Origin of the sequence: Streptomyces sp. NPDC102259 (assembly GCF_044766465.1) — a bacterium.
Classification (GTDB): Bacteria; Actinomycetota; Actinomycetes; order Streptomycetales; family Streptomycetaceae; genus Streptomyces.
Genome location: NZ_JBIWMA010000011.1, coordinates 34,052 through 57,487 on the forward strand (window position 1 = coordinate 34,052; position 23,436 = coordinate 57,487).

The window sequence follows — 23,436 nt, forward strand, 5'->3', positions numbered from 1 at the left end:
GGGACGAGCTCATGAAGGTGTTCCAGATCGGCGCTGCCGGAGGAGTCGGCCGCCGCCTCACTCAACTCCTCACCGTACGCGGTGACTTTGTGACCGGCATGCACCGCGGGCCCGCTCAGGGTGAGACGGTGCGGGCGGCCGGCGGGACTCCGGTGGTCGGTGATCTCATCGCCGACTCGGTCGAGGATCTGGCCGGCAAGATGCGCGGCCATGACGCCGTGGTCTTCTCGGCCGGCGCACACGGCACCGGTCAGGACAAGACGAGCCTGATCGACGGCCGTGGCCTTCAGAAGGCCGCCGACGCGGCCGCGCTGGCCGGGGTGGCGCGGTTCGCCCTCGTCTCGGTGTTCCCCGACGCGCTGCGCGACGGGACACGTAGTGAGGGCTTCGAGCACTACATCAAGGTCAAGAAGACCGCCGACGTCTATCTGACACGCACCGACCTGGACTGGCTGATCGTCCGTCCCGGAACCCTCCTGGACACCCCCGGCACCGGCCGGGTCACCGCCGGTCCCGCCGTCGAGTACGGCGACGTACACCGCGACGACGTCGCCGCGTTCCTCGACGCCGCCCTGCACGCTCCGGCCCTCAGCCGCGTGATCGTCGAGCTCACCTCCGGTGACACCCCTGTCGCGGAGGCCGTCACCCGCCTCGCGGCCGCCTGAGCTCACACCCGCATCTCAACCACAGCACCATCAGCAAGGAGAAGCACCATGACCGCCATCGATTCCTACAGCCACGACGTCTCCGGTGAGAAGGAGTTCGGGTTCGCCCAGGCCATCAAGGTCGGCGACACGATCTACGTCTCCGGGCAGCTCTCGCACGACGAGCAGGGCAACTTCCTCTACCCGGGCGACTTCGACGCCCAGCTGAAGCAGTCCTACGCCAACTTCGAGAAGGTGCTCGCCCACTACGGCGCCACCCGTAACCAGGTCGTCTCCGAGACCCAGTTCATCGTGGACCTGCCGCGGTACAACATGGCGATGGCCGCGGCGAACCTGGCCTACTTCGGTGACCACCGCCCCACCAGCTCCACCATCGGCGTCGCGTCGCTGTTCTTCCCGGGCCAGCTCATCGAGGTCAACTTTGTCCTCGACACCCGTCTGCCGGCCTGATCATGAAGGTCGTGATCGCCGGAGGGCACGGCAAGATCGCCCTTCTCCTGGAGCAGCTGCTGTCCCGGCGCGGCGATGTGGTCACCGGCCTCATCCGCAACCCGGCCCAGGCCGAGGCGCTGGAGAAGGCCGGGGCCCAGGCCCGGCTCGTGGATCTGGAGAAGGCCACCGGTGACGAGGTCGCCCGGCATCTGACGGGTGCCGACGCGGTGGTGTTCGCCGCCGGGGCGGGTCCCGGGAGTTCGGCGGGCCGTAAGGACAGCGTGGACCGCGGCGCGGCGATCCTGTTGGCGGACGCCGCCGAGAGCGCCAGTGTCGGACGCTATCTGCTGCTCTCCGCCATGGGCGCCGATCTGCGGGCCCTCGACAACGAGAGCCTCGACCCGGTCTTCCGTACCTATCTCCGGGCCAAGATCGCGGCCGAGAGCGCCGTCCGGTCCCGGTCCGCGCTCCGGGCGACGATCGTCCGCCCCGGTCTGCTCGACGACAACCCCGGCACCGGCCGGGTCACGCTCGCCGAGCGGACCGGTCCGGGCCCCATCTCCCGGGCCGATGTCGCCGCCGTCCTGCTGGCGCTGCTCGACGAATCGCGGCTGACCGGCCGGACCGTCGAGGTCATCGGCGGCGCCACCCCTATCGCGGATGCCGTGGCGGCCCACGCCCCCCACTGAACTGCCCGTTCCGCCTCTCCCCTCATCTCCCTCTCGACGGCGTTGTCCCGGCCGGCGATGCCCCACCTGAAAGAGAAACACCGTGAGTACTCTGTTCACCCCCCTCAAGCTGCGCTCCCTCCAGATACCCACCGGGTGTGGATGTCGCCGATGTGCATGTACTCCGCCGCCCCCACTGGCCTGGAGACCGGCGCGCCGACCGACTTCCACCTCGCCCACCTGGCCTCGCGCGCCGCCGGTGGCGCGGGCCTGGTCATGGCCGAGGCCACCGGGGTCCGTCCCGACGGACGGATCAGCCCCTGGGACTTGGGCCTGTGGAACGACCGTCAGCAGGAGGCGTTCGCCAGGATCACCCAGGGCATCAAGGCGTACGGCGCCGTCCCGGCCATCCAGCTCGCCCACGCTGGCCGCAAGGCGTCGGTGGACAAGCCCTGGCTGTCCGACCGGTACGTGCCCCAGAGCGAGAGCGGCTGGCAGACGGTGGCGCCCAGCGCGGTCGCGTACGACGGCCTGCCCGTCCCGCACGAGCTGACCGTGGCCGAGATCCAGCAGCTTGTAGCCGACTTCGCCGCCTCCGCCAAGCGCGCCCTGGCCGCCGGCTTCCAGGTCGCGGAGGTGCACGGCGCCCACGGCTACTTGATCAACTCCTTCCTCTCCCCGGTCATCAACCACCGCACCGACGCCTACGGCGGCAGCTTCGAGAACCGGATCCGCTTCGCTCTGGAGGTCGTCGACGCGGTGCGCGCCGTGTGGCCCGCCGAGCTTCCGGTCTTCTTCCGCACCTCGGCGACCGACTGGCTGACCGAGAACCCCGAGGACACCCGCGAGGGCTGGACCGGTGAGGACACCGTCCGCCTCGCCAAGGAACTGACCGCTCACGGCGTCGACCTGCTCGACGTCTCGACCGGCGGCATGGTCCGCGACGCGAAGATCGTCGCCGGGCCGAACTACCAGGTCCCCTTCGCTGGCCAGGCCCGCAACCAGGCCGGTATCCCCACCGCCGCCGTCGGCATCATCACCGAGCCTCAGCAGGCCGAGGACGTCATCGCCTCCGGCCAGGCCGACGCCGTCTTCCTCGGCCGCGAACTGCTCCGCAACCCATACTGGGCACAGCACGCCGCCCTCGCACTCGATGCCGAGCCGACCTGGCCGGACCAGTACGCCTACGTCGTCCAGCGCCGCAAGCGCTGACCCTCAAGCCACCCTCCTGACCACCAGCCGTCTGCCTCACCAGGCACGATGCGTTGCACCACCTCCCTGGGAGATTGCACGATGGCCGAGCGCCGCAGAGTTCTGTTCGTGACCGACCTCGCCTACCCAGCCCGGGGGCGGCGCTACTGCGACGAGGACATCTTCCTGACCTCCCGACTGCGCGACGCCTTCGACATCGCCCTGTGCCACCCGCTGGATGCCGCCGCGCTGATGGACGCCTTCGACGTGGTGGTGGTCCGCAACAGCGGGCCCGTGCTGCACTACCAGAAGGAGTACGACGCCTTCCGGGAGCAGGCCCTGGCCCGGGACATCCGCGTCTACAACCCGCTGTCCGGCCGGGGCGACATGGCCGGCAAGCAGTACCTGCTGGACCTGACCGCCGCCGGATACCCGGTCATCCCCACCATCGACCGGCCCGAGGACCTGCACCTGCTGCCCGAGGCCGCCCAGTACGCGGCCAAGCCGAAAGCGGGCGCGGACTCCATCGGCCTGACCTTCCTGGCCCCGGAGCAACTGAGCGACCTCGTCTACGGCGACATCCTGGTCCAGCCGCGCATCGACTTCCGCTACGAGGTGTCCTTCTACTACGTCGACGACGCCTTCCAGTACGCCCTTCACGCCCCCGACCCCGAGCGGCGCTGGGTCCTTGAGCCCTACGAGCCCACCGACGCCGACCTGGCCTTTGCTCGGCCCTTCATCAACTGGAACACCCTCGACCACGGCATCCAGCGCGTGGACGCCTGCCGCACCCGGGAAGGTGATCTGCTCCTCGTAGAGCTGGAGGACCTCAACCCGTACCTGTCCCTGGACCTGGTATCCGACCGGACCCGTGACGCGTTCGTGGCGAGCATGACGGCATCCCTCCACCGGTTCCTGGACGCTCAGCGCCGCGTCTGAGGTGACATACGAGCCCTCAACAGCGATCGCGACCCCGGGCAGGCATGCCCCGACACAGGTTGACGACAGGTGGCAAGGCTGCCGGTGCTCAGGCAGCTCGGAGCACCGCAGCCCAGGTCGCCCCGCTGGACGAGCATGTTCGGCCAGGTGACGACCTCGCACCGGCTCTAGGACGCCTTGGGGAAGGTGAAGGTCAGGTGCCGGTAGATCCCGTCGTTCTTGAGGACGGTCATCGTCGCGCCCTCGCGGTCGGCGGCGAACCGCTCTTCGGCCTCGCTCAGGTGCTGCTTCAGCTCGTCGTACGGATCGGTCACGCTCATCTCGGTGCCCCTCTTCTGCGGCCCCGCCGGGCGGCAGTGGTCTTCCCGACGTACAACGACCCGCCCCGGACGGCGGATGCGGCGCTCACTCCTCCTGGCCGTCGTCGTCATCGTCGAGGTCGGCGGCGTCCGGGTCGCGCAGGGGCCGCAGCCCCTTGACCGGCGGGGAAGCGGTGAAGCTGTAGCGGCCCAGGCAGTTGAGGTTCTTGTGCTTGAGCGGGGACAGCCGGGCGACGTCCTCGTCGCGGATCTCGTGGCCCTCGGCGCGGAGCTGGGCGACCGCGGCGTCGATGTAGCGCGTCGTCCACAGCACGATGGCGTTGAGGACCAGGCCGAGCGCGCCGAGCTGGTCCTCCATCCCCTCCCGGTACGCCTGGTGGATGGTGCCGCGCTTGCCGTGGCACACGTCCCTCGCGAGCTTGTGGCGGGACTCCTGCACAGTGAGCTGCCGGTTCATCTGCCGGCGGTAGGTGTCGTCCACCGGGTCGACCACCCGCAGCAGGTGCTCGGTCTTGGCGATCCGCCCGTACTCCGCGAACGCCGCCCCCAGCGGCGTCGGGCGCCCGTCACGTCCGAACATGCGCAGCAGGTCGTAGGCGCGGACCTGGTTGGTGACCAGGGAACCGGCGACCTTCAGCATGTCCGGCCAGTGCGTGATCACCTTGTTCAGGTTGACCCGGTTGCGGGCCAGGTCCTCCACCACGCCGTAGTGGCTGGTCTCGACGCCGGGCAGGGTGGCCCGCCAGAACCGCTGGTCGTCCAGGTCGCGGAACCGCGGGCTGAAGTTGTAGCCGAGGATCTTGAACAGGCCGAACACCATGTCGGAGTACGAGGCGTTGTCGGTCGCCACCATCTCCGGCTTCACGCCGCCGTCGAGGTTCAGCAGGGCGTCCAGGATGTGCAGGGAGTCGCGCGGGGTGCCGGGGACGACCATCTGCCCGATGCCCGCGACCTGGTCGTTGACGGCGTTGAGCCAGGTGATGCCCCGCTTGAACCCGAAGTACTTCGGCGATGGGGCGGCGTTGATGGTGCGCACCGGCACCTGGAAGCGCAGCCCGTCCACGGAGGTGAGCAGCCCGTCTCCCCAGTAACGCACGATCGGGATGTCGGCCTGGGCGGCGATCAGCGCAGCGTTCGCCGCGGCGATGGTGTCGGCGCGCAGGTAGTACTGGTCGACGTGCACGAGCCGGGCCCGGGTCAGGGCCTCGTAGCCGGGGTTGACCACCGGGGCCAGGCCGATGTTGCACGCCTCGGACACCAGCAGCGCGACCACCGAGGTGGACAGATCCTTCATCCGCGTGGTGCCGTCCCCGAGGTGCACGAAGGCGTCGAGGAACCCAGTCCAGGCGTTCACCTCGAACAGCAGGTCCGGCAGGTCGATCTTCGGGAGCATCTTCTCGACCCGCTGGCGCAGCCAGGTCAGAGACTTCGGCTCGCCGAGCGCGCCGAGCTTGTCGACGTTCAGCTTCACCCGCCCGTCGTCCTGCACCTCGATGGACACCTTCGCCGCCGGCCCCGCCTCCGCGAGGCGTTCGGCGAGCTGCTTCCATCCGGCGTCTAGGCCCCGCACCAGCTCCTCCAGGTGCTCGGTGACGGGCATGTCCAGGCTCAGGGCCGCCAGGACGTCCTCCTCGACCGCGTCCCAGTCCGGACCCTCCAGCAGGCGGGCCCGGGGGTTGGACCACCGGTGCGAGGGCGAGGCGAACACGTCGCGGTTGTTCAACGCCCGGTGCAGCTGCTCCAGCACGCACACCACGTACGCGTCCCGGTCCACCGACCCCTGCGGCAGATCCGGGTTGGCGTACACCGCCTTGCGCCACACCGGCGGCACCAGCTTGTCGTCCACCTCACGCGGCAGCAGCGGCTTGACCCCCACCTTCCGCCGCGCCAGCGCCGGCAACCCCCGCACCCCGGCCAGGACCCGCTTGCCCGCGCTCGCCGCGTCCAGCGCCTTCGACTCGCCCAGCAGAGCGAGGAACGGGCGCACGGTGGCGTACCGGGTCGCCAGCGCGGCCCGCATCGCAACATCGGCCGTGTTCTCGTCCTCGGGCACCAGCGTCACCACGGTCGCCGCGGCAGTCGTCACCGCCGCGCGCGGGCCGACTTCCTCCAACGCCGCCCACAGCGCGCCCACGTCCAGGTCCGCGCCGTGCTCCTCGACCAGCTCCAACTCCTCGACCAGCACCGCCCACGCGCGAGCGACGAGTCGGGACGCCTCTCCAACTGCGGCAGCGTCGACAACCGCTCCTTCTCCGTCTTGCGCTTCGCGGTGTTCAGCAGCCGGGCGGCCATCAGGACCTGGAACAGGTCCAGGGCCTCGTCGATCGCCTTCGCCTCCAGGTGCCGCATCACCGCGGTCAGCATCGCCGTGCGCTTCGGCTCCGAGGCCCGCTCCAGCAACGGCGCCTTCGACCCCAGCGCGTACCGGGCCAGCGCCGCCATCCGGTTCGGCGGAATCTGCGACAGCCTCAACCGGCCCAGCCGGTACGCGCCGATCTCGTCCACCCGCTCCAGCGCGCGGGCGAACGCCGTCCCGGTGGTCCGCGTCGGCGGCCGGCGCAGCCGCTCCAGCTCCGAGAACCGCGAGCCCTCCGGCGTCTTCAGCGTCGCCACCAGCTCACCGGGCAACGCCGGGTCGGCGCGGCGGGCCGCGCCCGCGACCGTGGCGTGCAGCCGCTTCTCCGCGACCTTCCGGGCCTCCGAGACCTGCCGCGCCAGCACACTCACCCCGGGCAGCAGCACCCGGTGACGGCGCAGCCAGCCCACCGCATGGTTGAACAGCGCCACCGGCCCCTCGGCGTGCGTCCACGCCCGCCCGTGCAGGAACGTCCGGAACCGCCGCGACCACTCCGCATCCTCGTACTCGCGGTACTCGTAGGCATCCCGGATCTCCCACGCGTGCTCGTACGCCGTCTTGGGACGCTCGGTGTACCGCTTCACCACCGACGCGTCCTCGATGCCGAGCTGCACGGCCAGATGCTCGACCACCGGCCACGGCGCATCGAGCGGGTCGTCCGGGAGGAACCGGCCGATGTAGCGAACCGTGCACATCTGGAGCGCGAAGCCGAGCTGATGGTGCGCCGAGCGGCGCCGCGCGATCAGATCCCGGTCGACGTCGTCGAGGAAGAAGAACCGCTCCAGCTCAGGGCGGGTCGGCTCCTCGGCGAACTTCTCGTACGCCTCGGCCTGCTCATCAGTCAGAAACTCCACCGGCACAACCGGACCGTAGCCAGCACCGCTACCCGCCCGGCGGCCTTTCCGGGAACCCCAGCGGCACCACCGACCGGTGTGCTAGCCGACCATGATCGTTCTCAGCGCCAACCGCTGTACCGATGTTCCCCGAGGCCGGTCCCCGAGTGGCATCCCGAGCTCGGCGAACCGGTGCCGGGACAGAACGACGGCGTGATCCCGGGACACGGGGCGGCGGGCCGCAAGCGCTGAAGCCGGCGCGACCCGCGCCGTGCGTGCCGTGCGCGCCGTGGACGTCCCCGGGACGCCCCACGGCGCACCTCTCATCCGGGCGCGGGACGCCGCCGCGCGTCCGGCGGCGGCAGGATCCGGCACAGGGCGTCCAGCGCCGCCCCGTAGGCGTGCTCCGCCGGCGTCGCGTAGCCGACGACGAGCCCGTCCTCCGGAGCCATGCCGGTCGCCGGATGCCGGAAGGCGGCCAGGCCGTCCAGGGCGACGCCCTGCCAGGCGGCCGCCTTGAGCGCGGACCGCTCGGTGCCGGGCGGCAGCCGCAGTACGGCGTGGAGGCCGGCCGCGATCCCGGTGACCTCGACGTGCGGCGCCTGCGCGGTGAGCGCCTCGACCAGCCGGTCCCGGCGGCCGCGGTATCGCTGCCGCATACGCCGCACATGACGGTCGTACGACCCGGACGCGATGAAGTCGGCCAGGCTCAGCTGGTCCAGGACGCTCGCCCAGGCCTCCCGCTCGCCCTTGGCCGCGAGGACGCCGTCGACATACCGCTCGGGCAGCACCATCCAGCCCAGGCGCAGCGCGGGCGACAGGCTCTTGCTGACCGAGCCGAGGTAGATCACCCGCTCGGGATCGAGCCCCTGGACGGCGCCGACGGGCTTGCGGTCGTAACGGAACTCCCCGTCGTAGTCGTCCTCGAGGAGGACCCCGCCACGCGCGCGTGCCCAGTCGATCACGGCGGTCCGGCGGCTCGCGTGCAGGGGACCACCGGTCGGGAACTGGTGCGCGGGGGTGAGCAGCACCGCGCGCTCGCGGTCCAGCCGCTCCACGCACGCCCCGTCCGCGTCCAGGGGCAGCGGAGTCGTCCGCACGCCCGCCGCCGCCAGCAGCCCCCGGTGGAAGTCCAGACCGTACGCCTCCACGGCCAGCGGACCGCGCGGGAGCCCGCTGCCCGGGGCGAACAGGAGGCGCAGCGCATGGGCGAAGCCCGAGCAGATCACGATGTGCTCGGGGTCGGTGCGCACGCCACGCGCGCGTGCCAGGTACTCGGCGAGGGCCTCCCGCAGTTCCCGGCGGCCGGCGGGGTCACCGGGACCGAACGCCTCGTTGGGCGCCTGCTGGAGGGCCCGCCGGTAGGAGGCGAGCCAGGCGGCGCGCGGGAACGACGACGCGTCCGGTGCGCCCTGCCGCAGGTCGTGCCGGGGGCCACGCGCGCGTGGCGGTGCCTTGACGGGCGTGCGCTCGGCGGGCCGCAGGGCTCCGGTCCGGTCGGCGACCCGTGTACCGGATCCCTGCCGGGCGGTCAGCCAGCCCTCCGCGACGAGTTCCGCGTACGCGTCGGCCACCGTGTTGCGCGCGACCCCGAGGTCGGCGGCGAGCGAACGGTACGGCGGCAGCCGGGTCCCGGGAGGCAGGCGTCCGCCACGCACGGCCTCGCGCAGCGCCCGGATCAGGGCGGCCCGCCGACCGCCCGGACCGGCCAGCTCCACATGCAGGTCTGCGCCGATCCGCTCCGCGGAATTGACCCACGAATCCACCATGAAAATGCACCTTACAGGGGGTCTTTCTGGCCCGTAGATTGAGGGACATGACGACGAACACGACGGCGAACACGGCCACGGACACCACGACCGACGCGACGACGGGCGCGACGGGTGCCGAGGGGGCGGCGGGGGTGGCCCCACGGTCCCGCCTCGACTTCGGGAAGACCGCCGGCAAGGCGTTCCGCGCCCTCATCGGCTTCGACGCCGCCGCCCGCGAGGGCCTCGACCCGGCGCTCGTCGAACTGATCCAGATCCGCGCCTCGCACCTCAACCACTGCGCCTACTGCCTCCACATGCACACGAGCGACGCCCGCAAGGCCGGCGAGAGCGAGGAGCGGCTGCACATGGTCGCCGTCTGGCGCGAGGCCCGCCACTTCTTCACCGAGAAGGAGCAGGCGGCCCTGGCCCTGACGGAGGCCGTCACCCTGGTGGCCGACGGCGGCGTCCCGGACGATGTCTACGCCGAGGCCGCCGCCCGCTTCGACGAGCGGGAGCTCGCACAGGTGCTGGCCCTGATCTGCACGATCAACACCTGGAACCGGGTGGCCCTGGCGACGGGGAAGGTGGCCGGCACGGACGAGCGCCGCTGAGCCGATCCGACCGCGATCCGACCGCGATCCGGTCGCGATCCGGTCGGGTTCCGGCCATGTGCTGTCCTGACGCCCGGTTCCGGACGCCCTGTCCGGGCCTAGCTGCTCATCGGACGGTCGTACGGGCCGATCGGCGACGGCAGCCGGGAACTCCCCGTCAGATGGCGGTCGACGGCCGACGCCACCGCCCGCCCCTCCGCGATGGCCCACACGATCAGCGACTGCCCGCGCGCCGCGTCCCCCGCGGCGAACACGCCGGGGACGTTCGTCGCGAAGTCGCCGTCCCGCGCGATCGTGCCGCGCGGCTCCAGCGCCAGCCCCAGCTGCTCGACGAGCCCGTCCTCCCGGTCGGGCCCGGAGAAGCCGAGGGCGAGCAGCACGAGGTCGGCGGGGAGCGCCCGTGCGGTGCCCTCCACCGGCCTCCGCCGCGCGTCGACCTCGACGAGGTGCAGCGACCGCACGTGGCCGGCCCCGTCGCCGGTGAAGCGGAGCGTGGACGCCGCGAACAGTCGCGCGTCCGCGTCCGCCGCCGGCGCCGACTCCAGATCGCGCGCCTCCTCGTGCGCCGCCGAGAGCCGGTAGATCTTCGGATACGTGGGCCAGGGGTCGGTGTCCTCGTCGCGCTCGGGGCCGGGCTGCGCGTAGATGTCCAGCTGGGTCACGGACGCGGCGCCCTCGCGCACCGCCGTGCCCAGACAGTCGGCGCCCGTGTCACCCCCGCCGACGATGACGACGTGCTTCCCGGCGGCGGACATCGGGGACGACTCCAGGTCTCCCTCGCCCACCCGGTTGGCCAGCGGCAGATACTCCATCGCCTGCTGTATGCCGGTCAACTCCCGCCCCGGAACATGCAGTTCCCGCCAGTCGGTCGCCCCGGTGGCGATCACCACGGCGTCGTAGCGGACCCGCAGATCCGCGGCCATGACATCCCGCCCGATGGTGGTCGAGGTGCGGAACTTCGTGCCCTCGGCCCGCATCTGCTCGATCCGTCGCTCCAGATGGATCTTCTCCATCTTGAAGGAGGGGATCCCGTACCGCATCAGTCCGCCGATCCGGTCGTCCTTCTCGTAGACGGCGACCGTGTGCCCGGCCCGGGTCAACTGCTGTGCCGCGGCCAGCCCGGTGGGCCCGGAACCGATCACCGCGACCGTCCTGCCGGACAGCCGGTCCGGCGGCCGGGGCGGCGTGAGGCCGTCCGCCCAGGCCCGGTCGGCGATGGCGACCTCGACGTTCTTGATGGTGACGGCCGGCTGGTTGATGGCGAGGACGCACCCGGCCTCGCAGGGCGCCGGGCACAACCGGCCGGTGAACTCGGGGAAGTTGTTCGTCGCGTGCAGCCGGTCGCTCGCCGCCCGCCAGTCCTCCCGGGACACGAGGTCGTTCCACTCGGGGATCAGGTTGCCGAGCGGACAGGCGTCGTGGCAGAACGGGACGCCGCAGTCCATGCAGCGGTCGGCCTGCTTGCTGACGATGGGCAGCAGCGCCCCGGGGACGTACACCTCGTCCCAGTCCCGTACCCGTTCCTCGACCGGCCGCCGGGGCCAGTCCTCGCGGGGTGTGGTCATGAATCCCTTGGGATCGGCCATGGGCGTCTTCCTCGCGTACGCGTACGACAGGCCGAGCGTCATCGGGCGGCACTCTTTCGGCCACGATACGTCGCGTCGGCCCCCCACGCAGAGCGGCGGACAGCGCTTGCCGCGGTGGGTGCCCGGTACGTCGCCGGGTGTTCGTGTCCGTGTCCGGTCAGACCAGGGCGAGGACGTACACGACCGCCGAGGCCGCGGACGCGACCGCGCGTACGTGGTTCCACCGCGTCCACTGACGCAGATAGGCCGGCCAGTACGCGACGGCCTCCGGCGTGCCGGGTTTCAGCTTCGCCAGTGCCTCGTTGCGCGGCACGTTGGCCGTCACGGTCACCCCGAACGCGCCGCACAGGTACAGCGCGCTGCCCAGCAGCAGGTGGACCGTGCCGTCGTCCGGCCACAGCACGAAGGTCACCACGGCGATCACCGCGCACACCGCCGCCGCACCGAGGAACAGGACCATGAACGCCGGAGTCATCGCCGAGGAGTTGATCGCGTTCATCGCCGCGACGCCCTGCGCGGGCGGCAGCGCGGCGAGCCCCCGCATCACCAGGACCGAGAAGGCACAGAAGACCCCGGCCATCAGCCCCGTGGTCAGCGCGCCCACCACCGCGAGCACCACATACGGTCCATCGATCATGACGACGTCAACTCCCACCCGTGGAGCGGAGATCTTGCCCGGGTCCTCACCGCACCTCAAGTGAAATCCCGTTCATGATCGGTGACCATGGCCGAGACCCGCGGGGACATGCGCGGAAGTCCACCAGGCTGCCGCTCGGGCTCCCGAACCGTGCCGTCCGTCCCGTCCGCCCTGTCCGTCTCATCCATCCTGCCCGTCCCGCGCGTCCCATCCGTCCCGTCGCCGCCCTCCCGCCACGTCCGGATCCGGGCCTCCACGTCCGCCGCGATCCGCCGGCGCGCCTCGTGCCGGGGCATGCCGCTCATCAGCAGCCGGTCGTACGGCGTGTCCAGATGCCGTACGGCCGCCACGACCGCGGAGACGACGGCTCCCTCGGACAACGCCCGCCCGGCGGCGCTGCGTCCCACCCGGCCACTGCCCCGCAGGGAGGCGTGCGCGGCGATCCCGCGCGCCCGGCCTCCCGGGCAGCCGGGAAGCAGCCGAAGGATCTCCGCCGCGAACGCCTCCGCGAAGCGCTCGTCCTGCGCCGCCCGGCGCCGCGCGTCCCGGGTTCGGCGCCGCCGCCGTGCCTCGGCGTCCGCCAGGCACCGCTCCTCGGCCCGCGCGAGCGCCGCCTCCTCCACCAGGACGCCCTGGCGCTCGTAACGCCCCTTGCGCCGGTTGAACCGGACCACCACCGCCGACAGCCCGCTCTCCTCCCGCGACCTGCGGGTCAGCGCCGTGTCACCGCGCGGCAGGAACACCAGGTGCCCCAGATCGGCGCAGTCGAGGCAGCGCGGCGCGGCGTCCTCCAGGAGCAGCATCGGCAGCGGCCCGCGTCGGCACCCGGCGCAGTGCTTGCGCCGGAGCGGCTGGACGACGAGAAACCCGGTGCGGGGCGCGGGAGCGATGAGGGCTGCGGCTGCCATACGGCCTTCATGCCCCCCGGCGCCCGCGGCGGCACCTGGCACAGGCCTGACGCCCACGGCGGCACCTGGCCACCGGCCCGCGGGCGGATGGACCGTGGCCGTGGCCGCCGGACCCAGGTCGCGGACGAAAAGGGGCCGAAGGACGCAGGTCGCACCGGGGCGAGGCGGCCGGACCGGCGTCTGACGCATCATGGGCCGGGTGCGACTCGAACCGATCACCTGGGAACGGCTCGGCGACCTCCTCGCCGAGCGGCTGCTCGACCTGAAGCCCGCCGACGGCATCCGTTGGCCGCGCATCGCCTTCGACGGCGCCCCGGCAGCCCGTCCCGGAGACCTCGCCGAGCGGGTCGCCGAGGCCCTGCACAGCCGCGGCCGCCCCTCCCGGGTCGTGGACACACACGGCTTCCTGCGCCCCGCCTCCCTCCGCCTGGAGTACGGCCATCACGACGTGGACGCCTATTACGACGGCTGGTTCGACACCGGCGCCCTGTGGCGCGAGGTGTTCGATCCCCTCGAACCCGGCGGCGACGGACGGATCCTGCCCGATCTCCGGGACCCCGTCACCGACCGTGCCACCCGTAGCCCCTACGTCCCGCTCCCGCCCGGCGGCTTCCTGCTGCTGCACGGCCCACTGCTGCTGCGGCACTGGTTCCCCTTCGACCTGACCGTCCACGTCCTCCTCTCCCCGCCGGCCCTGCGCCGGCGCACCCCCGAAGCCGACCACTGGACGCTGCCCGCCTTCGAGCGGTACGTCCAGGAGACCGATCCGGCCGCCGCGGCCGACGTCCTCGTCCGCGCGGACGACCCCCGTCATCCGGCCTGGGGCGGCTGAGCCCCGGGTGCGGGCGCCAGGCGGCGCGGCGAGAATGTAGGTCGCCGGGACTAGCGGCGCCCCCCGTGCCGCGCCGGCCGTCCGGCACCGGGAGGTACTCCATGACCACCGCCGGAGACATCATGCACCGGGGCGCTCAGTGGATCCCCGCCCACGAGACCCTCGACCGCGCCGCCCAGCTGATGCGCGAACTGAACGTCGGCGCGCTGCCCATCAGCGACGAGAACGAGCGGCTCTGCGGGATCCTCACCGACCGGGACATCGTCGTCGGGTGCGTGGCCATGGGGCACGACCCCGCCAAGGTCACCGCCGGCGAGATGGCCCAGGGCACACCACGATGGATCGACGCGGGCGCCGACGTCGGCGAGGTGCTCCAGGAGATGCAGGAACACCAGATCCGCCGACTGCCCGTCATCGAGAACAAGCGCCTGGTGGGCATGATCAGCGAGGCCGACCTCGCCCGGCACCTGCCCGAGGAGCAGATCGCCACCTGGGCCGAGACCGTCTACGCCCGGTCCGGACCCGCCCGGCACTGACAGCGGCGACAGTACGGACGGCGGCGACAGTAAGGACAGCGTTGACAGCACGGCCGGCCGTGACAGCACGGCCGGCCGTGGCAGCCGTTACAGCGGTCGCCGCCCGGGCCGGAGCGGTCGCTCAGAGCCAGCCGTTGCGCCGGAAACCGCGGTACAGGACCCAGCAGGCGACGGATATCACGCCGACGACCAGGGGGTAGCCGAACCTCCAGTGCAGCTCCGGCATGTGGTCGAAGTTCATGCCGTACACCCCGCAGACCATCGTCGGCACGGCGATCACCGCGGCCCAGGCCGTGATCTTGCGCATGTCCTCGTTCTGCGCGACCGTGACCTGCGCCAGGTGCGCCTGGAGGATCGAGTTGAGCAACTCGTCGAAGGCGGCGATCTGCTCCGTGGCACGCAGCAGGTGGTCGGAGACGTCCCGGAAGTAGGCCTGTATCTCCGGATCGACCACCCGGACCGGCCGGTCCGCGAGGTCCAGCAGCGGACGACCGAGCGGTACCACGGCCCGCTTCAGCTCGAGGAGTTCACGCTTGAGCTGGTAGATACGACCCGGATCGGCCCGTGCGCCGTTCGCCGCGAAGACCTCCGTCTCGACCTTGTCGATGTCCTCCTGCACGGAGTCGATGACATTGAGGTAGTCGTCCACCACATGGTCCGCGATCGCGTGCAGCACCGCCGACGGCCCCTTGGCCAGCTGCGTCGTGTCGGATTCCAGCTCCTCGCGCAGCGGGCCCAGCGAACCGTGCCGTCCGTGGCGCACCGTGATCACGAAGTCCCGGCCGACGAACACCATGATCTCGCCGGTGTTGACCACTTCGCTGGTCGCCGTGAGCTCCTCGTGTTCGACGTAGCAGACCGTCTTGAACACCGCGAACAAGGTCTCCCCGTACCGCTCGACCTTCGGTCGCTGATGAGCCTCGACGGCGTCCTCGACGGCCAGCGGATGCAGGTCGAAGAGCTCGGCGATGCCGGCGAACTCGTCGTTCGTCGGCTCGTGCAGGCCGAGCCAGACGAAGCCGTGACCATGCTTGCGCACCCGTTCCACCGTGTCGACCAGGTCGCCGCCGCGCGGGGCCCGGACCCCGTCCCGGTACGTCACGCAGTTCACCACCGAGGAACCGAGCGGGGAACGCGCGGGGTGACTCAGATCGACCCGCGGACGCCGCCGGGCCAACCGCGCCACCCTGCGCAGGCCGCCGACCCCTCCGAGGCCGGTGACCTTCCGCAGATTCCCCGCCATGGTCATCTGGGTCTCCTTGCGTGTATCTCCGCGGGCCGCGCTTCCGCGTCCTGGCGCGCCAGTCTGCCAGGCCCGCGTGTGCCGAGGGTAAGCCTGTGGAAAGGGGCGGTTCCGCTTTGTTCCCGCCTGTGGACGACGAGTACCGGACCGCTCCCCGGACCACTCCCCGCACCGTTGCGCGGACCGGTGGCCGACCGTTCCCGGTACGGGTTCCCGGCGTCGCCGACCGCATCCGGGCCGGGCTGTCCCGTACCCCGTCCCGGCCGCGTCGACGACCTCCGTCGAGTGGGACAACTGGGATGATCGGCGCATGACGCGATCCGACGGCTACCTCCTCGACAACCGGCAGCCCGAGGCGGGGGAACGCTTCGACGCCTTCGCCGCCCTCTTCGACGCCCCGACGTTCCGCCACTTCGAGGCGTTCGGGGTCGGACCCGGCTGGCGCTGCTGGGAGGCCGGTGCCGGCGGCACCTCCGTGGTGTCCTGGCTGGCGAAGAAGGTCGGCCCGACGGGCAAGGTCCTCGCGACCGACATCGACACCTCCCTGCTGACGTCGGCCGCCCGCCCACCGGTCGAGGTGCGCGTCCACGACCTGGGCGCCGAGGAGCCGCCGATGGAGGGCTTCGACCTGGTGCACGCCCGGCTCGTGCTGGTCCATGTGCCGGACCGGGAGCGGGCGTTGCGCTCGATGGTCAAGGCGCTGCGACCGGGCGGACGGCTCCTGATCGAGGACGCCGACCCCGCCCTCCAGCCCTTGCTCTGCCCCGACGAGCACGGCCCCGAACAGCAGCTGGCGAACCGCTTGCGGCACGGCTTCCGCAAGCTCCTGGCCGGCCGCGGCGCCGACCTCTCCTACGGTCGTAAGCTCCCGCGTCTGCTTCGCGAGGCCGGGCTGCGCCGGGTCGAGGCCGACGCCTACTTCCCCGTCACCTCACCCGCCTGCGCGGCCCTGGAGTCCGCGACGGTCCGCCAGATTCGTGGCGAACTCGTCGGCGCGGGCCTCGCGACCGACGAGGACATCGACCGCCACCTGGCGAACGTCGCCTCCGGCGACATGGACCTGGCCACGGCGCCCATGATCTCGGCGTGGGGACGCAAGGGGTAGAAGGGGCGGAAGGAGCGGAAGGCGCGGAAGGAGCACGCGAGCGCGAGGCGCGTGCGGTGGACGGCGTGAGCGGCGAACGGGCGTGAGCTGTGAACGGGCGTGTGCGGTAGGACGGGCGTGTGCCGTAGGACAGGCGTGTGCGGTGGACGGGTGGGAGACCGCCGGAGGTGGACGCCCGCCCGGCGTGGTGCTCTCAGCCGGCGTGGGTCCGGTACGTCGTCGACGCCGCGCCGGCACCACGCGCGGGTGGTCTGCCGCCCACACGTTCCACCGCCCGGGCCCCCGCCCGGCACCCCTCGGCCGCCGCGGCGCCCCATTCGGCGCCCGCGAGCAGTGCGGCGAGGAACGCTCCCGTGAAGGCGTCGCCGGCTCCCGTGGTGTCCATGGGCGTCGCCGGAGCGGCGGGGACACGGGCGAGCACGGCGCCGTCACAGGCCACCAGCGCACCGTCGGCCCCCTCCTTGGACACCACCAGCGGAACCAGACGGCTCAGCGCGGCCGCCGCGCCCGCCCCGTCGAGCAGTCCGGTCAGCAGGCAGGCCTCGGCACGGCTGGGCAGCAGCACGTCCACCCCCTCGACGAGGGACAGGAAGCGGTCGACGCCCAGGTCCACCAGGAAGCCCGCCGACGCCGGATCGAGACTCACCGGCACCCCACGCGCGCGTGCCGCCGCCGACGCCGTGCCCACCAGCGCCCGCCCGGACTCCGAGAACAACAGATAGCCCGACAGGTGCAGCCGGCCGACCCCGTCCAGGAGAGCGTCCGACCAGTCGCCGGGCTCGAGCCGCAGGGACGCGCCGCTGTCGGTGAGGAACGTGCGCTCGGCCGCGGCACCGGTGTCGACCAGGCAGATCACCGTCCCCGTGGTCGCCTGCGGGTCGACGACGAGCCGGGGCCGCACCCCGCAGGCGATCAGCTCCCGTTCGTGCCAGGCCGCCGACTCCGCGCCCACCCGGCCGAGGAGCCGTACGTCCGCGCACCCCCAATGCGCCGCCCAGCACGCCACGTTGGCGCCCGCCCCGCCCGGCAGGGTCCGGATCACGGAGGCCGTGTCCGTGCCCGACGCGAGGGGGCCGCGATGGCGGGCGACGATGTCCGTCACGACGTCCCCGACGACCAGCAGCGCCCCGCTTCCCGAGTCCCCTTCCCGGATCGGCTTGCCGGGGTCGCCTCGACCGCCGTCCGTCCCGTCCGGTCGCGCGGTCATGCCTCGGCCCACGCCGTCGCGATCCGCGCCGCCAGTCGCACATTGCCGCGCACCGCAGCCAGATTGGCGCTCAGGGACGCGCCGTCGGTGTGCCGGACCAGGTAGTCGAGCAGGAACGGCGTGACGCCCTGGCCGGTGACGCCGGCCTCCTCGCACGCGTGCAGCGCGTCGGCGAGCACACGCGCGTGCAACTCGGGATCCAGCTGCTCCTCCTCGGGAACCGGGTTGGCGACGATCAGCGCGGACTGCGGTACGCCGAGCGCGTCCTGAGCCCGCATCACGTCTGCCACCTGCCGCGGGGTCCGCACCGTCCAGTCCACGGGATGCCCCGAGTCGGACAGATAGAACCCCGGGAAGCGGTCGGTGCCGTACCCGGCGACGGCGACGCCCAGCGTCTCCAGCCGCTGGAGGGTCGCCGGCACGTCCAGGATCGACTTCACCCCCGCGCACACCACCGTGATCCGGGTGCTCGCGAGCAGCCCCAGGTCGGCCGACTCGTCCTGGGTGACCGTCCACTGCCGGTGCACCCCGCCGAGCCCACCCGTCGCGAACACCCGCACCCCCGCGAGCGCGGCCAGCAGCGCCGTGGCCGAAACGGTGGTCGCCCCGCTCGCCCCCGAGGCCACGGCGAGCGGCAGGTCGCGATGGCCCAGCTTGCGGAAGCCGTCCTCGTTGGCGACCCGCTCCAACTGATCCTTGTCCAGGCCTACATGCGGTCGTCCGTCCAGCACGGCGATCGTCGCCGGTACGGCGCCCTCCGCGCGTACGACCGCCTCCAGCTCCAGCGCCACCTGGAGGTTGCGCGGGCGGGGGAGCCCGTGCGAGATGATCGTGGACTCCAGGGCCACCACGGGTCGACGCGCGTCGACCGCGGCCCGCACCTCTTCCGACACCACCAGCACCACGCGCCCGCCTCCTGTCCGTCGGTCTCCCCTCATCTCTGGCGGGCGGCGCGCCCGGTCAAACCCTTGCGACCTGTGGGGCAGGACACCAGCCTGGGACGTATGACGGAAAACACGACACGCCTCGACCACGTGGTCCTGTGGGTACGCGACCCGATCGCCGCCGCCGACTTCTACGAGAAGGCCGTCGGCCTGGAGCCCGTCCGGCTCCCCGAGTTCGCCGCCGGCGAGGAACCGTTTCCCTCCGTACGCGTCAACGACGAGGCCCTCCTCGACCTCATGCCGTTGTCGATGGCCGAGCGGATGAAGATGCTCCCCGGCGCGGCCGAGAGCGCGGGGCACCCCGTGAACCACGTCTGCCTCGCCCTGTCGCGGGGCGACTTCGACACGCTGCTCGCCCGCCTGGAGGAGCACGCCGTCCCCGTCTCGGACGTCTCGCAGGGCTCCTTCGGCGCCCGCGGCGAGGCCACGCGCAGCTTCTACTTCCGTGACCCGGACGGCAACGTCATCGAGGCACGGCACTACGACTGACCTTGCCACGGCTGTCGTACCTGCGACCGACGTACCTGCGTCTGACGTACCTGCGGCTGTCGCATCCACGGCTGCCGCCCTACGGCTGTCTGCCGCACCTACGGCTGTCGTACGCCCGGCGGGCTGTCCGCGGCCGTCCTGCTCCTGTCCCCGTCCCTGTCCCCGTTCCTGTTCTCCTTGTCCCCGTTCCTGTTCCCGGTCCGGGTGAACAGCACCAGGGCGGCCAGCGGGACGAGGAGACTCGCCGCGGCGAGGTTGAGCCACGCGTAGCTCGCCTGCGCGACGATCAGCCCGGCGATCGCTCCGCCGAGTCCCGCCGAGGTGTTCATGGTGAGGTCGGAGAGTCCCTGGGCGGCGGCCCGAGCGGCCTGCGGCACCGCGTCCATCAGCAGTGCGGAACCCGAAACGAGCCCGGCCGACCAGCCCAGCCCGAGCACGAAGAGCCCGGCGGCGGTCTGCCCGTGGCTGCCGCCCGCCGTCCCCGCCAGGAACATCGCGACGGCCAGCAGCCCGGCCGCGAGTCCCGCCACCGAGAGCCGCCCCACCCGGTCCGCCAGCCGTCCCATCAGCGGCGCGAACGCGTACATGCCCGCGATGTGCCCGCTGATGACCAGCCCGATCAGATCGATGCTCGCGCCGTGGTGGGCGAGGTCGAGCGGGGTCATCGACATGACCGAGACCATCGCCGTGTGCGACACGGCGACCGTCACGAGCGCGAGCCGCGCGCGGGGCGAGGCGGAGACGGCCGTCAGCCCGGCGCGCAGGGAACGGGCCTTCGGGGACCGCTCCTCCCGCGGCGCGAGCGCGCGGGCCGTCAGCAGCGGGTCGGGGCGCAGCAGCACGGCCACCAGGACCGCCGATATGACGAAGATCCCGGCGGCCCACAGGAAGGGGCCCGCCGCGGCGGGTATCCCGAGTCCGGCGACGCTCCGGCCGGCCGGAGCGGCGATGTTCGGGCCCAGGACGGCGCCGATGGTGGTCGCCCACACCACGTTCGAGATGGCCCGGGCGCGCCGCTGCGGTTCGGCGAGGTCGGCGGCGGCGAACCGCGCCTGGAGGTTCGCCGAGGACGCCGCGCCGAAAGCGGCCATGCCGCACAGCAGCAGGGGGTAGTTCCCGGCCCGCGCCGCCACCACGACGACACAGGCGCCCAAGGCGCCCAGCAGATAGGCCAGCACCAGCCCCGGTCGGCGTCCCCGCGCGGTCATCAGCGCGGCCATCGGCATCGACAGCACGGCCGTGCCGGCGACGGTGGCGGTGGGGGCGAGCCCGGACAGCGCCTCGGTGCCGCTGACCTGCCGGGCCAGTACGGCGGACAGCGCGATGCCGGTGGCGACGCCGAGCCCGCCGAGGATCTGGCTCGCGACCAGCACGGCGGTGGTGCGGCGCCGCAGCGCGGGCAGGAGAGCGGCGTCGACGGGCGCGGCGGCGGCGCGCTCGACGGCGGTCACGGGCCGCGCCGGACCGTCGCGCGGTCGTGGCGACGACCGGGAGATGTGGTCACCGGCGCAGTGTCCCCTCAGAACAGCGGCTCGGGTAGTACCCCTTCCAGCGCGAGCAGCTTCCGCTTGGTCTCCAGACCGCCCCCGAACCCGCCGATGCCGCCGTCCCTCTCCACCACCCGGTGACAGGGCACGACGACCGGCAGCGGATTGGCGCCCATCGCCACCCCCACCGCCTGCGCCGCCAGCGGCTGTCCCACCCGCCTGGCGAGATCGCCGTAGCCGACGACCGCGCCGTACGGGACGCCGGACTCGAGTTCGCGGAGCACCTGCCGGTTGAAGCCCGAGATCAGCGACCAGTCCAGCGGCAGCTCGAAGGCCCGCCGCTCACCGGCGAAGTAGGCCTTGACCTGGCGTATCGCCTCGGCCAGCAGCGGGGAGTCGGGCGCCTCGACGGGCTCGGTGCCCAGTCGGGCCGCGAGCCGGCCGAGCGCCTGGTCGCGTACCGCGTCGGTGGCGTGGAACACGACGTTGAGCAGGCCCTCACCGGTCGCGGCCAGCAACAGCGGACCGATGTCGGTGCCGACGACGGTCCACACGACCCGCTGCTCGTACTGCCCATGGCTGTCCATGCGCCCACCGTACGGCTCGCCACTGACAACGCCCCGGGGCGTTCCGCACGGCCCGGTCCCGCGCCCGCTCCCGTGCCCCGGGGCCGCCGTGCGTCAGTACCCGTACAGGGCCTGCCGCACGACGTCGGGCTTGTTGGTGATCACGCCGTCGACGTCGTAGCCCGCTACGGCCCGGGCGGTCGCGGGGTCGTCGACGGTCCAGGCGAAGACCTTCATGGGCTCGCCGTGAGGTCCGGTGAGCGCGTGCACGGCGGAGACGTACGCGGGGGAGAGGGAGGCGTACGACGGGTTGACCAGGTCGGCGAAGCCCGCGTACCGGGGCAGGTCCGCGAGGGCCGGCATCCCCAGCAGACCGGTCCGCACCCCCGGCTTCAGTTCGTGGACGGTCCGCAGGCTGTCGGCGCTGAAGCTCTGCACGATCAGCCGGTTCGTGAGGTGGCGCCGGTCCAGCCAGCCCTCGTTGCTGAGCAGCTTGAGGGTCTGCTGTTCGATCCCCGGGTACAGTTCGGGGTTCTTGACCTCCAGAAGCAGCTTCTGGTGGTGGTGCTCGACCCGGTCGACGTACTCCTTCAGCGTCGGCACGCGCGCGCCCGTGTGCGCGGCGTCGAACCAGCTCCCCGCGTCGAGCCGGGCTATCTCGGCCGCCGTGAAGTCCCGCACCTTCCACGGGGCCCGGCCGGGAAAGACCTCTTCGGCGTCGGTCGTGCGGCGGAGACTGTCGTCGTGGATCACCACGAGCTCGCCGTCCTTGGTGCGCTGGACGTCGTTCTCCACCCACGGGATGCCCAGCGCCGCCGCCTCGTCGACGGCGTCCAGGGTGTTCTCGGGTGCGAGGGCGGAGGCTCCCCGGTGGGCGATCACCGACGGCCGGAAGGCGTTGCCCGCCCGGGCGTCGTGAACGGGGAGCAGGAGGGCGACGGCGCCCAGGACCGCGGTGGTCGTGGCGGCAACGGCAACTACGCGCGCGTGCATGCGTACTCCTCGCGTCGGGCCATCACATACAGCTCAACAGTGACAGCAGAGGGTCGACGGCGGGGGAGTGCAGGATGACCACACAATGAAAGGAGACGCCGGAGGCCGCTCACCGGTGCCGCACATGTGCGACAAGGGCGTGTTTCTTTGCCGGAAAATCGTTCGACCATTCCGGTGGGAGTCATACTCTCTCTCAGCCTTGACCGCGCTCAGCGGTCCTGGGGAGGGGCGAGTTTCAGGAAAATCAAGCAACAGGGCGAAGGGCAACCGCGCATGCAAGGCACGGTCGACGGTTTCAGCTACGGACTCGTCACACCGCTGGTGGCCTACCTCATGGCCTGCCTCGGCGGTGCCCTCGGTCTGCGCTGCACCACCAGAGCCCTGCTCGTCGCCCAGTCCTGGCGCCCGGGATGGCTCGCCCTCGGCTCGGCGGCGATCGGCTCCGGCATCTGGACCATGCACTTCATCGCGATGATCGGCTTCACGGTCGACGGGGCCCCGATCCACTACGACAAGCCCATGACCTACGCGAGCCTGGGCGTCGCCATCGTCATGGTGGGTGTGGGGATCTTCATAGTCGGCTACCGGGGCGCTACCGGAACGGCGCTGTTCACCGGGGGCACCATCACCGGCCTGGGCATCGCGTCGATGCACTACCTGGGCATGGCCGGAATGCGCTTCAACGGCGCTCTCGAGTACAACACGCTCACCGTCGCCGCCTCCGTCGCCATCGCCATGGCGGCCGCCACCGCCGCCCTGTGGGCCGCGGGACAGGTCAGGGGCTTCCTGTGGAGCGTGGGCGCCAGCCTCGTCATGGGGCTGGCCGTCACGGGCATGCACTACACCGGGATGGCCGCCCTGAGCGTCCATCTGCACACGGGCGCACCGACCGCGGGCGACTCCGCCGCCGCCCTCCTCGCGCCGATGCTGATCGGTCCGCTCGCCTTCCTCTGCCTCGCGGGTGTCGTCGTGATGTTCGACCCGCTGATGGTCATGGGCAAGCCCGACTGGACCCCCGCCGAGCACAAGCCAGGCGTCCCGGCGCACCCGCCCGCCCCGAACCCCTCGCGCCGCTCCCAGCTCCGCAGCCGCCGCCAGGTGACGCACCACGAGTCCCGGACCCCGCAGAACCGCTGA

20 protein-coding genes and 3 pseudogenes are annotated in these 23,436 nt (G+C 72.1%); 11 read left to right on the forward strand and 12 right to left on the reverse strand.

Translation table 11 applies throughout. The annotated features are described in order from the left end of the window. The first annotated feature begins 11 nt into the window (after nt 1-11). From ACIRPU_RS24445 to ACIRPU_RS24465, 5 genes and pseudogenes are all read left to right on the forward strand, one after another. The gene (locus ACIRPU_RS24445; protein WP_403870776.1) at nt 12-665 is read left to right on the forward strand and encodes an NAD(P)H-binding protein; all 654 of its coding nucleotides are present in this window, start codon (nt 12-14) and stop codon (nt 663-665) included. A gap of 48 nt (nt 666-713) precedes the next feature. Then, nucleotides 714-1,115 carry a RidA family protein gene (locus ACIRPU_RS24450; RefSeq protein ID WP_086766085.1) on the forward strand — a complete coding sequence of 134 codons (402 nt, stop codon included), beginning with the start codon at nt 714-716 and terminating at the stop codon, nt 1,113-1,115. 2 nt (nt 1,116-1,117) lie between these two features. Then, nucleotides 1,118-1,786 (forward strand): SDR family oxidoreductase, encoded by a 669-nt coding sequence (locus tag ACIRPU_RS24455; RefSeq protein WP_403870780.1) that lies wholly within the window; start codon nt 1,118-1,120, stop codon nt 1,784-1,786. Nucleotides 1,787-1,868: 82 nt separating this feature from the next. Next, a pseudogene (locus ACIRPU_RS24460) lies at nt 1,869-2,977 on the forward strand (NADH:flavin oxidoreductase/NADH oxidase). Nucleotides 2,978-3,058: 81 nt separating this feature from the next. Beyond that, nucleotides 3,059-3,895: a hypothetical protein gene (locus ACIRPU_RS24465; protein WP_403870783.1), complete on the forward strand. Its 837-nt coding sequence runs from the start codon at nt 3,059-3,061 to the stop codon at nt 3,893-3,895. A gap of 167 nt (nt 3,896-4,062) precedes the next feature. On the opposite strand, the gene ACIRPU_RS24470 is transcribed toward ACIRPU_RS24465, so the two are convergent. From ACIRPU_RS24470 to ACIRPU_RS24480, 3 genes and pseudogenes are all read right to left on the reverse strand, one after another. Further along, nucleotides 4,063-4,215, reverse strand: coding sequence for a hypothetical protein (locus ACIRPU_RS24470; protein WP_403870786.1), 153 nt, complete (start codon nt 4,213-4,215; stop codon nt 4,063-4,065). Nucleotides 4,216-4,300: 85 nt separating this feature from the next. Then, nucleotides 4,301-7,431 (reverse strand): annotated as a pseudogene (locus ACIRPU_RS24475) (Tn3 family transposase). 296 nt (nt 7,432-7,727) lie between these two features. Beyond that, entirely contained in the window at nt 7,728-9,173 is a 1,446-nt protein-coding gene (locus ACIRPU_RS24480; protein WP_403870789.1) for a PLP-dependent aminotransferase family protein, read from the reverse strand. 47 nt (nt 9,174-9,220) lie between these two features. Here ACIRPU_RS24480 and ACIRPU_RS24485 point away from each other — a divergent pair, with 47 nt between their 5' ends. Then, nucleotides 9,221-9,766 carry a carboxymuconolactone decarboxylase family protein gene (locus tag ACIRPU_RS24485; protein ID WP_403870792.1) on the forward strand — a complete coding sequence of 182 codons (546 nt, stop codon included), beginning with the start codon at nt 9,221-9,223 and terminating at the stop codon, nt 9,764-9,766. A 98-nt stretch (nt 9,767-9,864) separates the two neighbouring features. Here ACIRPU_RS24485 and ACIRPU_RS24490 read toward each other — a convergent pair whose 3' ends face one another. From ACIRPU_RS24490 to ACIRPU_RS24500, 3 genes and pseudogenes are all read right to left on the reverse strand, one after another. Next, entirely contained in the window at nt 9,865-11,352 is a 1,488-nt protein-coding gene (locus ACIRPU_RS24490; protein WP_403871290.1) for a glutamate synthase subunit beta, read from the reverse strand. A 157-nt stretch (nt 11,353-11,509) separates the two neighbouring features. Beyond that, the gene (locus ACIRPU_RS24495) at nt 11,510-11,989 is read right to left on the reverse strand and encodes a DUF1772 domain-containing protein (RefSeq protein ID WP_403870795.1); all 480 of its coding nucleotides are present in this window, start codon (nt 11,987-11,989) and stop codon (nt 11,510-11,512) included. Between the two features lie 221 nt (nt 11,990-12,210). Beyond that, nucleotides 12,211-12,897 (reverse strand): annotated as a pseudogene (locus tag ACIRPU_RS24500) (DUF2293 domain-containing protein); the annotation flags it as partial. 190 nt (nt 12,898-13,087) lie between these two features. On the opposite strand from ACIRPU_RS24500, the gene ACIRPU_RS24505 reads away from it, so the two are divergent. Continuing rightward, a complete protein-coding gene (locus ACIRPU_RS24505; protein ID WP_403870797.1) occupies nt 13,088-13,729 on the forward strand; it encodes a uridine kinase in 642 nt (213 codons plus the stop codon). A 101-nt stretch (nt 13,730-13,830) separates the two neighbouring features. Beyond that, nucleotides 13,831-14,265 (forward strand): CBS domain-containing protein, encoded by a 435-nt coding sequence (locus tag ACIRPU_RS24510; RefSeq protein WP_403870800.1) that lies wholly within the window; start codon nt 13,831-13,833, stop codon nt 14,263-14,265. Between the two features lie 121 nt (nt 14,266-14,386). Here ACIRPU_RS24510 and ACIRPU_RS24515 read toward each other — a convergent pair whose 3' ends face one another. Further along, on the reverse strand, nt 14,387-15,514 hold the full coding sequence (locus ACIRPU_RS24515) for a magnesium and cobalt transport protein CorA (RefSeq protein ID WP_403870803.1): 1,128 nt from the start codon (nt 15,512-15,514) through the stop codon (nt 14,387-14,389). 304 nt (nt 15,515-15,818) lie between these two features. On the opposite strand from ACIRPU_RS24515, the gene ACIRPU_RS24520 reads away from it, so the two are divergent. Beyond that, complete coding sequence (locus tag ACIRPU_RS24520; protein WP_403870806.1) at nt 15,819-16,613, forward strand: methyltransferase domain-containing protein; 795 nt, start codon at nt 15,819-15,821, stop codon at nt 16,611-16,613. A gap of 193 nt (nt 16,614-16,806) precedes the next feature. On the opposite strand, the gene ACIRPU_RS24525 is transcribed toward ACIRPU_RS24520, so the two are convergent. After that, nucleotides 16,807-17,820 (reverse strand): carbohydrate kinase family protein, encoded by a 1,014-nt coding sequence (locus tag ACIRPU_RS24525; protein ID WP_403870809.1) that lies wholly within the window; start codon nt 17,818-17,820, stop codon nt 16,807-16,809. Beyond that, nucleotides 17,817-18,725, reverse strand: coding sequence for a pseudouridine-5'-phosphate glycosidase (locus tag ACIRPU_RS24530; protein WP_403870812.1), 909 nt, complete (start codon nt 18,723-18,725; stop codon nt 17,817-17,819). The genes ACIRPU_RS24525 and ACIRPU_RS24530 overlap by 4 nt, the downstream gene beginning before the upstream one ends. A 99-nt stretch (nt 18,726-18,824) precedes the next feature. Between ACIRPU_RS24530 and ACIRPU_RS24535 the strand changes: the two genes are divergently transcribed. After that, nucleotides 18,825-19,253: a VOC family protein gene (locus ACIRPU_RS24535; RefSeq protein WP_403870815.1), complete on the forward strand. Its 429-nt coding sequence runs from the start codon at nt 18,825-18,827 to the stop codon at nt 19,251-19,253. A gap of 98 nt (nt 19,254-19,351) precedes the next feature. Here the strand turns inward: ACIRPU_RS24535 and ACIRPU_RS24540 are convergent, their stop codons facing one another. From ACIRPU_RS24540 to ACIRPU_RS24550, 3 genes are all read right to left on the reverse strand, one after another. Further along, a complete protein-coding gene (locus ACIRPU_RS24540; RefSeq protein ID WP_403870817.1) occupies nt 19,352-20,704 on the reverse strand; it encodes an MFS transporter in 1,353 nt (450 codons plus the stop codon). 68 nt (nt 20,705-20,772) lie between these two features. Next, nucleotides 20,773-21,327 carry a methylated-DNA--[protein]-cysteine S-methyltransferase gene (locus ACIRPU_RS24545; RefSeq protein ID WP_355703791.1) on the reverse strand — a complete coding sequence of 185 codons (555 nt, stop codon included), beginning with the start codon at nt 21,325-21,327 and terminating at the stop codon, nt 20,773-20,775. Nucleotides 21,328-21,420: 93 nt separating this feature from the next. Continuing rightward, the gene (locus tag ACIRPU_RS24550; RefSeq protein WP_403870820.1) at nt 21,421-22,299 is read right to left on the reverse strand and encodes a glycerophosphodiester phosphodiesterase; all 879 of its coding nucleotides are present in this window, start codon (nt 22,297-22,299) and stop codon (nt 21,421-21,423) included. Nucleotides 22,300-22,572: 273 nt separating this feature from the next. Here ACIRPU_RS24550 and ACIRPU_RS24555 point away from each other — a divergent pair, with 273 nt between their 5' ends. Further along, a complete protein-coding gene (locus ACIRPU_RS24555; RefSeq protein ID WP_403870823.1) occupies nt 22,573-23,436 on the forward strand; it encodes an MHYT domain-containing protein in 864 nt (287 codons plus the stop codon).

Excerpts from the sequence above, each read along its gene's own strand:
- ACIRPU_RS24445 (WP_403870776.1), top strand. The coding sequence starts at position 12 with ATGAAGGTGTTCCAGATCGGCGCTGCCGGAGGAGTCGGCCGCCGCCTC.
- ACIRPU_RS24450 (WP_086766085.1), top strand. The coding sequence starts at position 714 with ATGACCGCCATCGATTCCTACAGCCACGACGTCTCCGGTGAGAAGGAG.
- ACIRPU_RS24455 (WP_403870780.1), top strand. The coding sequence starts at position 1,118 with ATGAAGGTCGTGATCGCCGGAGGGCACGGCAAGATCGCCCTTCTCCTG.
- ACIRPU_RS24465 (WP_403870783.1), top strand. The coding sequence starts at position 3,059 with ATGGCCGAGCGCCGCAGAGTTCTGTTCGTGACCGACCTCGCCTACCCA.
- ACIRPU_RS24470 (WP_403870786.1), bottom strand. The coding sequence starts at position 4,215 with ATGAGCGTGACCGATCCGTACGACGAGCTGAAGCAGCACCTGAGCGAG.
- ACIRPU_RS24480 (WP_403870789.1), bottom strand. The coding sequence starts at position 9,173 with ATGGTGGATTCGTGGGTCAATTCCGCGGAGCGGATCGGCGCAGACCTG.
- ACIRPU_RS24485 (WP_403870792.1), top strand. The coding sequence starts at position 9,221 with ATGACGACGAACACGACGGCGAACACGGCCACGGACACCACGACCGAC.
- ACIRPU_RS24490 (WP_403871290.1), bottom strand. The coding sequence starts at position 11,352 with ATGGCCGATCCCAAGGGATTCATGACCACACCCCGCGAGGACTGGCCC.
- ACIRPU_RS24495 (WP_403870795.1), bottom strand. The coding sequence starts at position 11,989 with ATGATCGATGGACCGTATGTGGTGCTCGCGGTGGTGGGCGCGCTGACC.
- ACIRPU_RS24505 (WP_403870797.1), top strand. The coding sequence starts at position 13,088 with ATGGGCCGGGTGCGACTCGAACCGATCACCTGGGAACGGCTCGGCGAC.
- ACIRPU_RS24510 (WP_403870800.1), top strand. The coding sequence starts at position 13,831 with ATGACCACCGCCGGAGACATCATGCACCGGGGCGCTCAGTGGATCCCC.
- ACIRPU_RS24515 (WP_403870803.1), bottom strand. The coding sequence starts at position 15,514 with ATGACCATGGCGGGGAATCTGCGGAAGGTCACCGGCCTCGGAGGGGTC.
- ACIRPU_RS24520 (WP_403870806.1), top strand. The coding sequence starts at position 15,819 with ATGACGCGATCCGACGGCTACCTCCTCGACAACCGGCAGCCCGAGGCG.
- ACIRPU_RS24525 (WP_403870809.1), bottom strand. The coding sequence starts at position 17,820 with ATGACCGCGCGACCGGACGGGACGGACGGCGGTCGAGGCGACCCCGGC.
- ACIRPU_RS24535 (WP_403870815.1), top strand. The coding sequence starts at position 18,825 with ATGACGGAAAACACGACACGCCTCGACCACGTGGTCCTGTGGGTACGC.
- ACIRPU_RS24545 (WP_355703791.1), bottom strand. The coding sequence starts at position 21,327 with ATGGACAGCCATGGGCAGTACGAGCAGCGGGTCGTGTGGACCGTCGTC.
- ACIRPU_RS24550 (WP_403870820.1), bottom strand. The coding sequence starts at position 22,299 with ATGCACGCGCGCGTAGTTGCCGTTGCCGCCACGACCACCGCGGTCCTG.
- ACIRPU_RS24555 (WP_403870823.1), top strand. The coding sequence starts at position 22,573 with ATGCAAGGCACGGTCGACGGTTTCAGCTACGGACTCGTCACACCGCTG.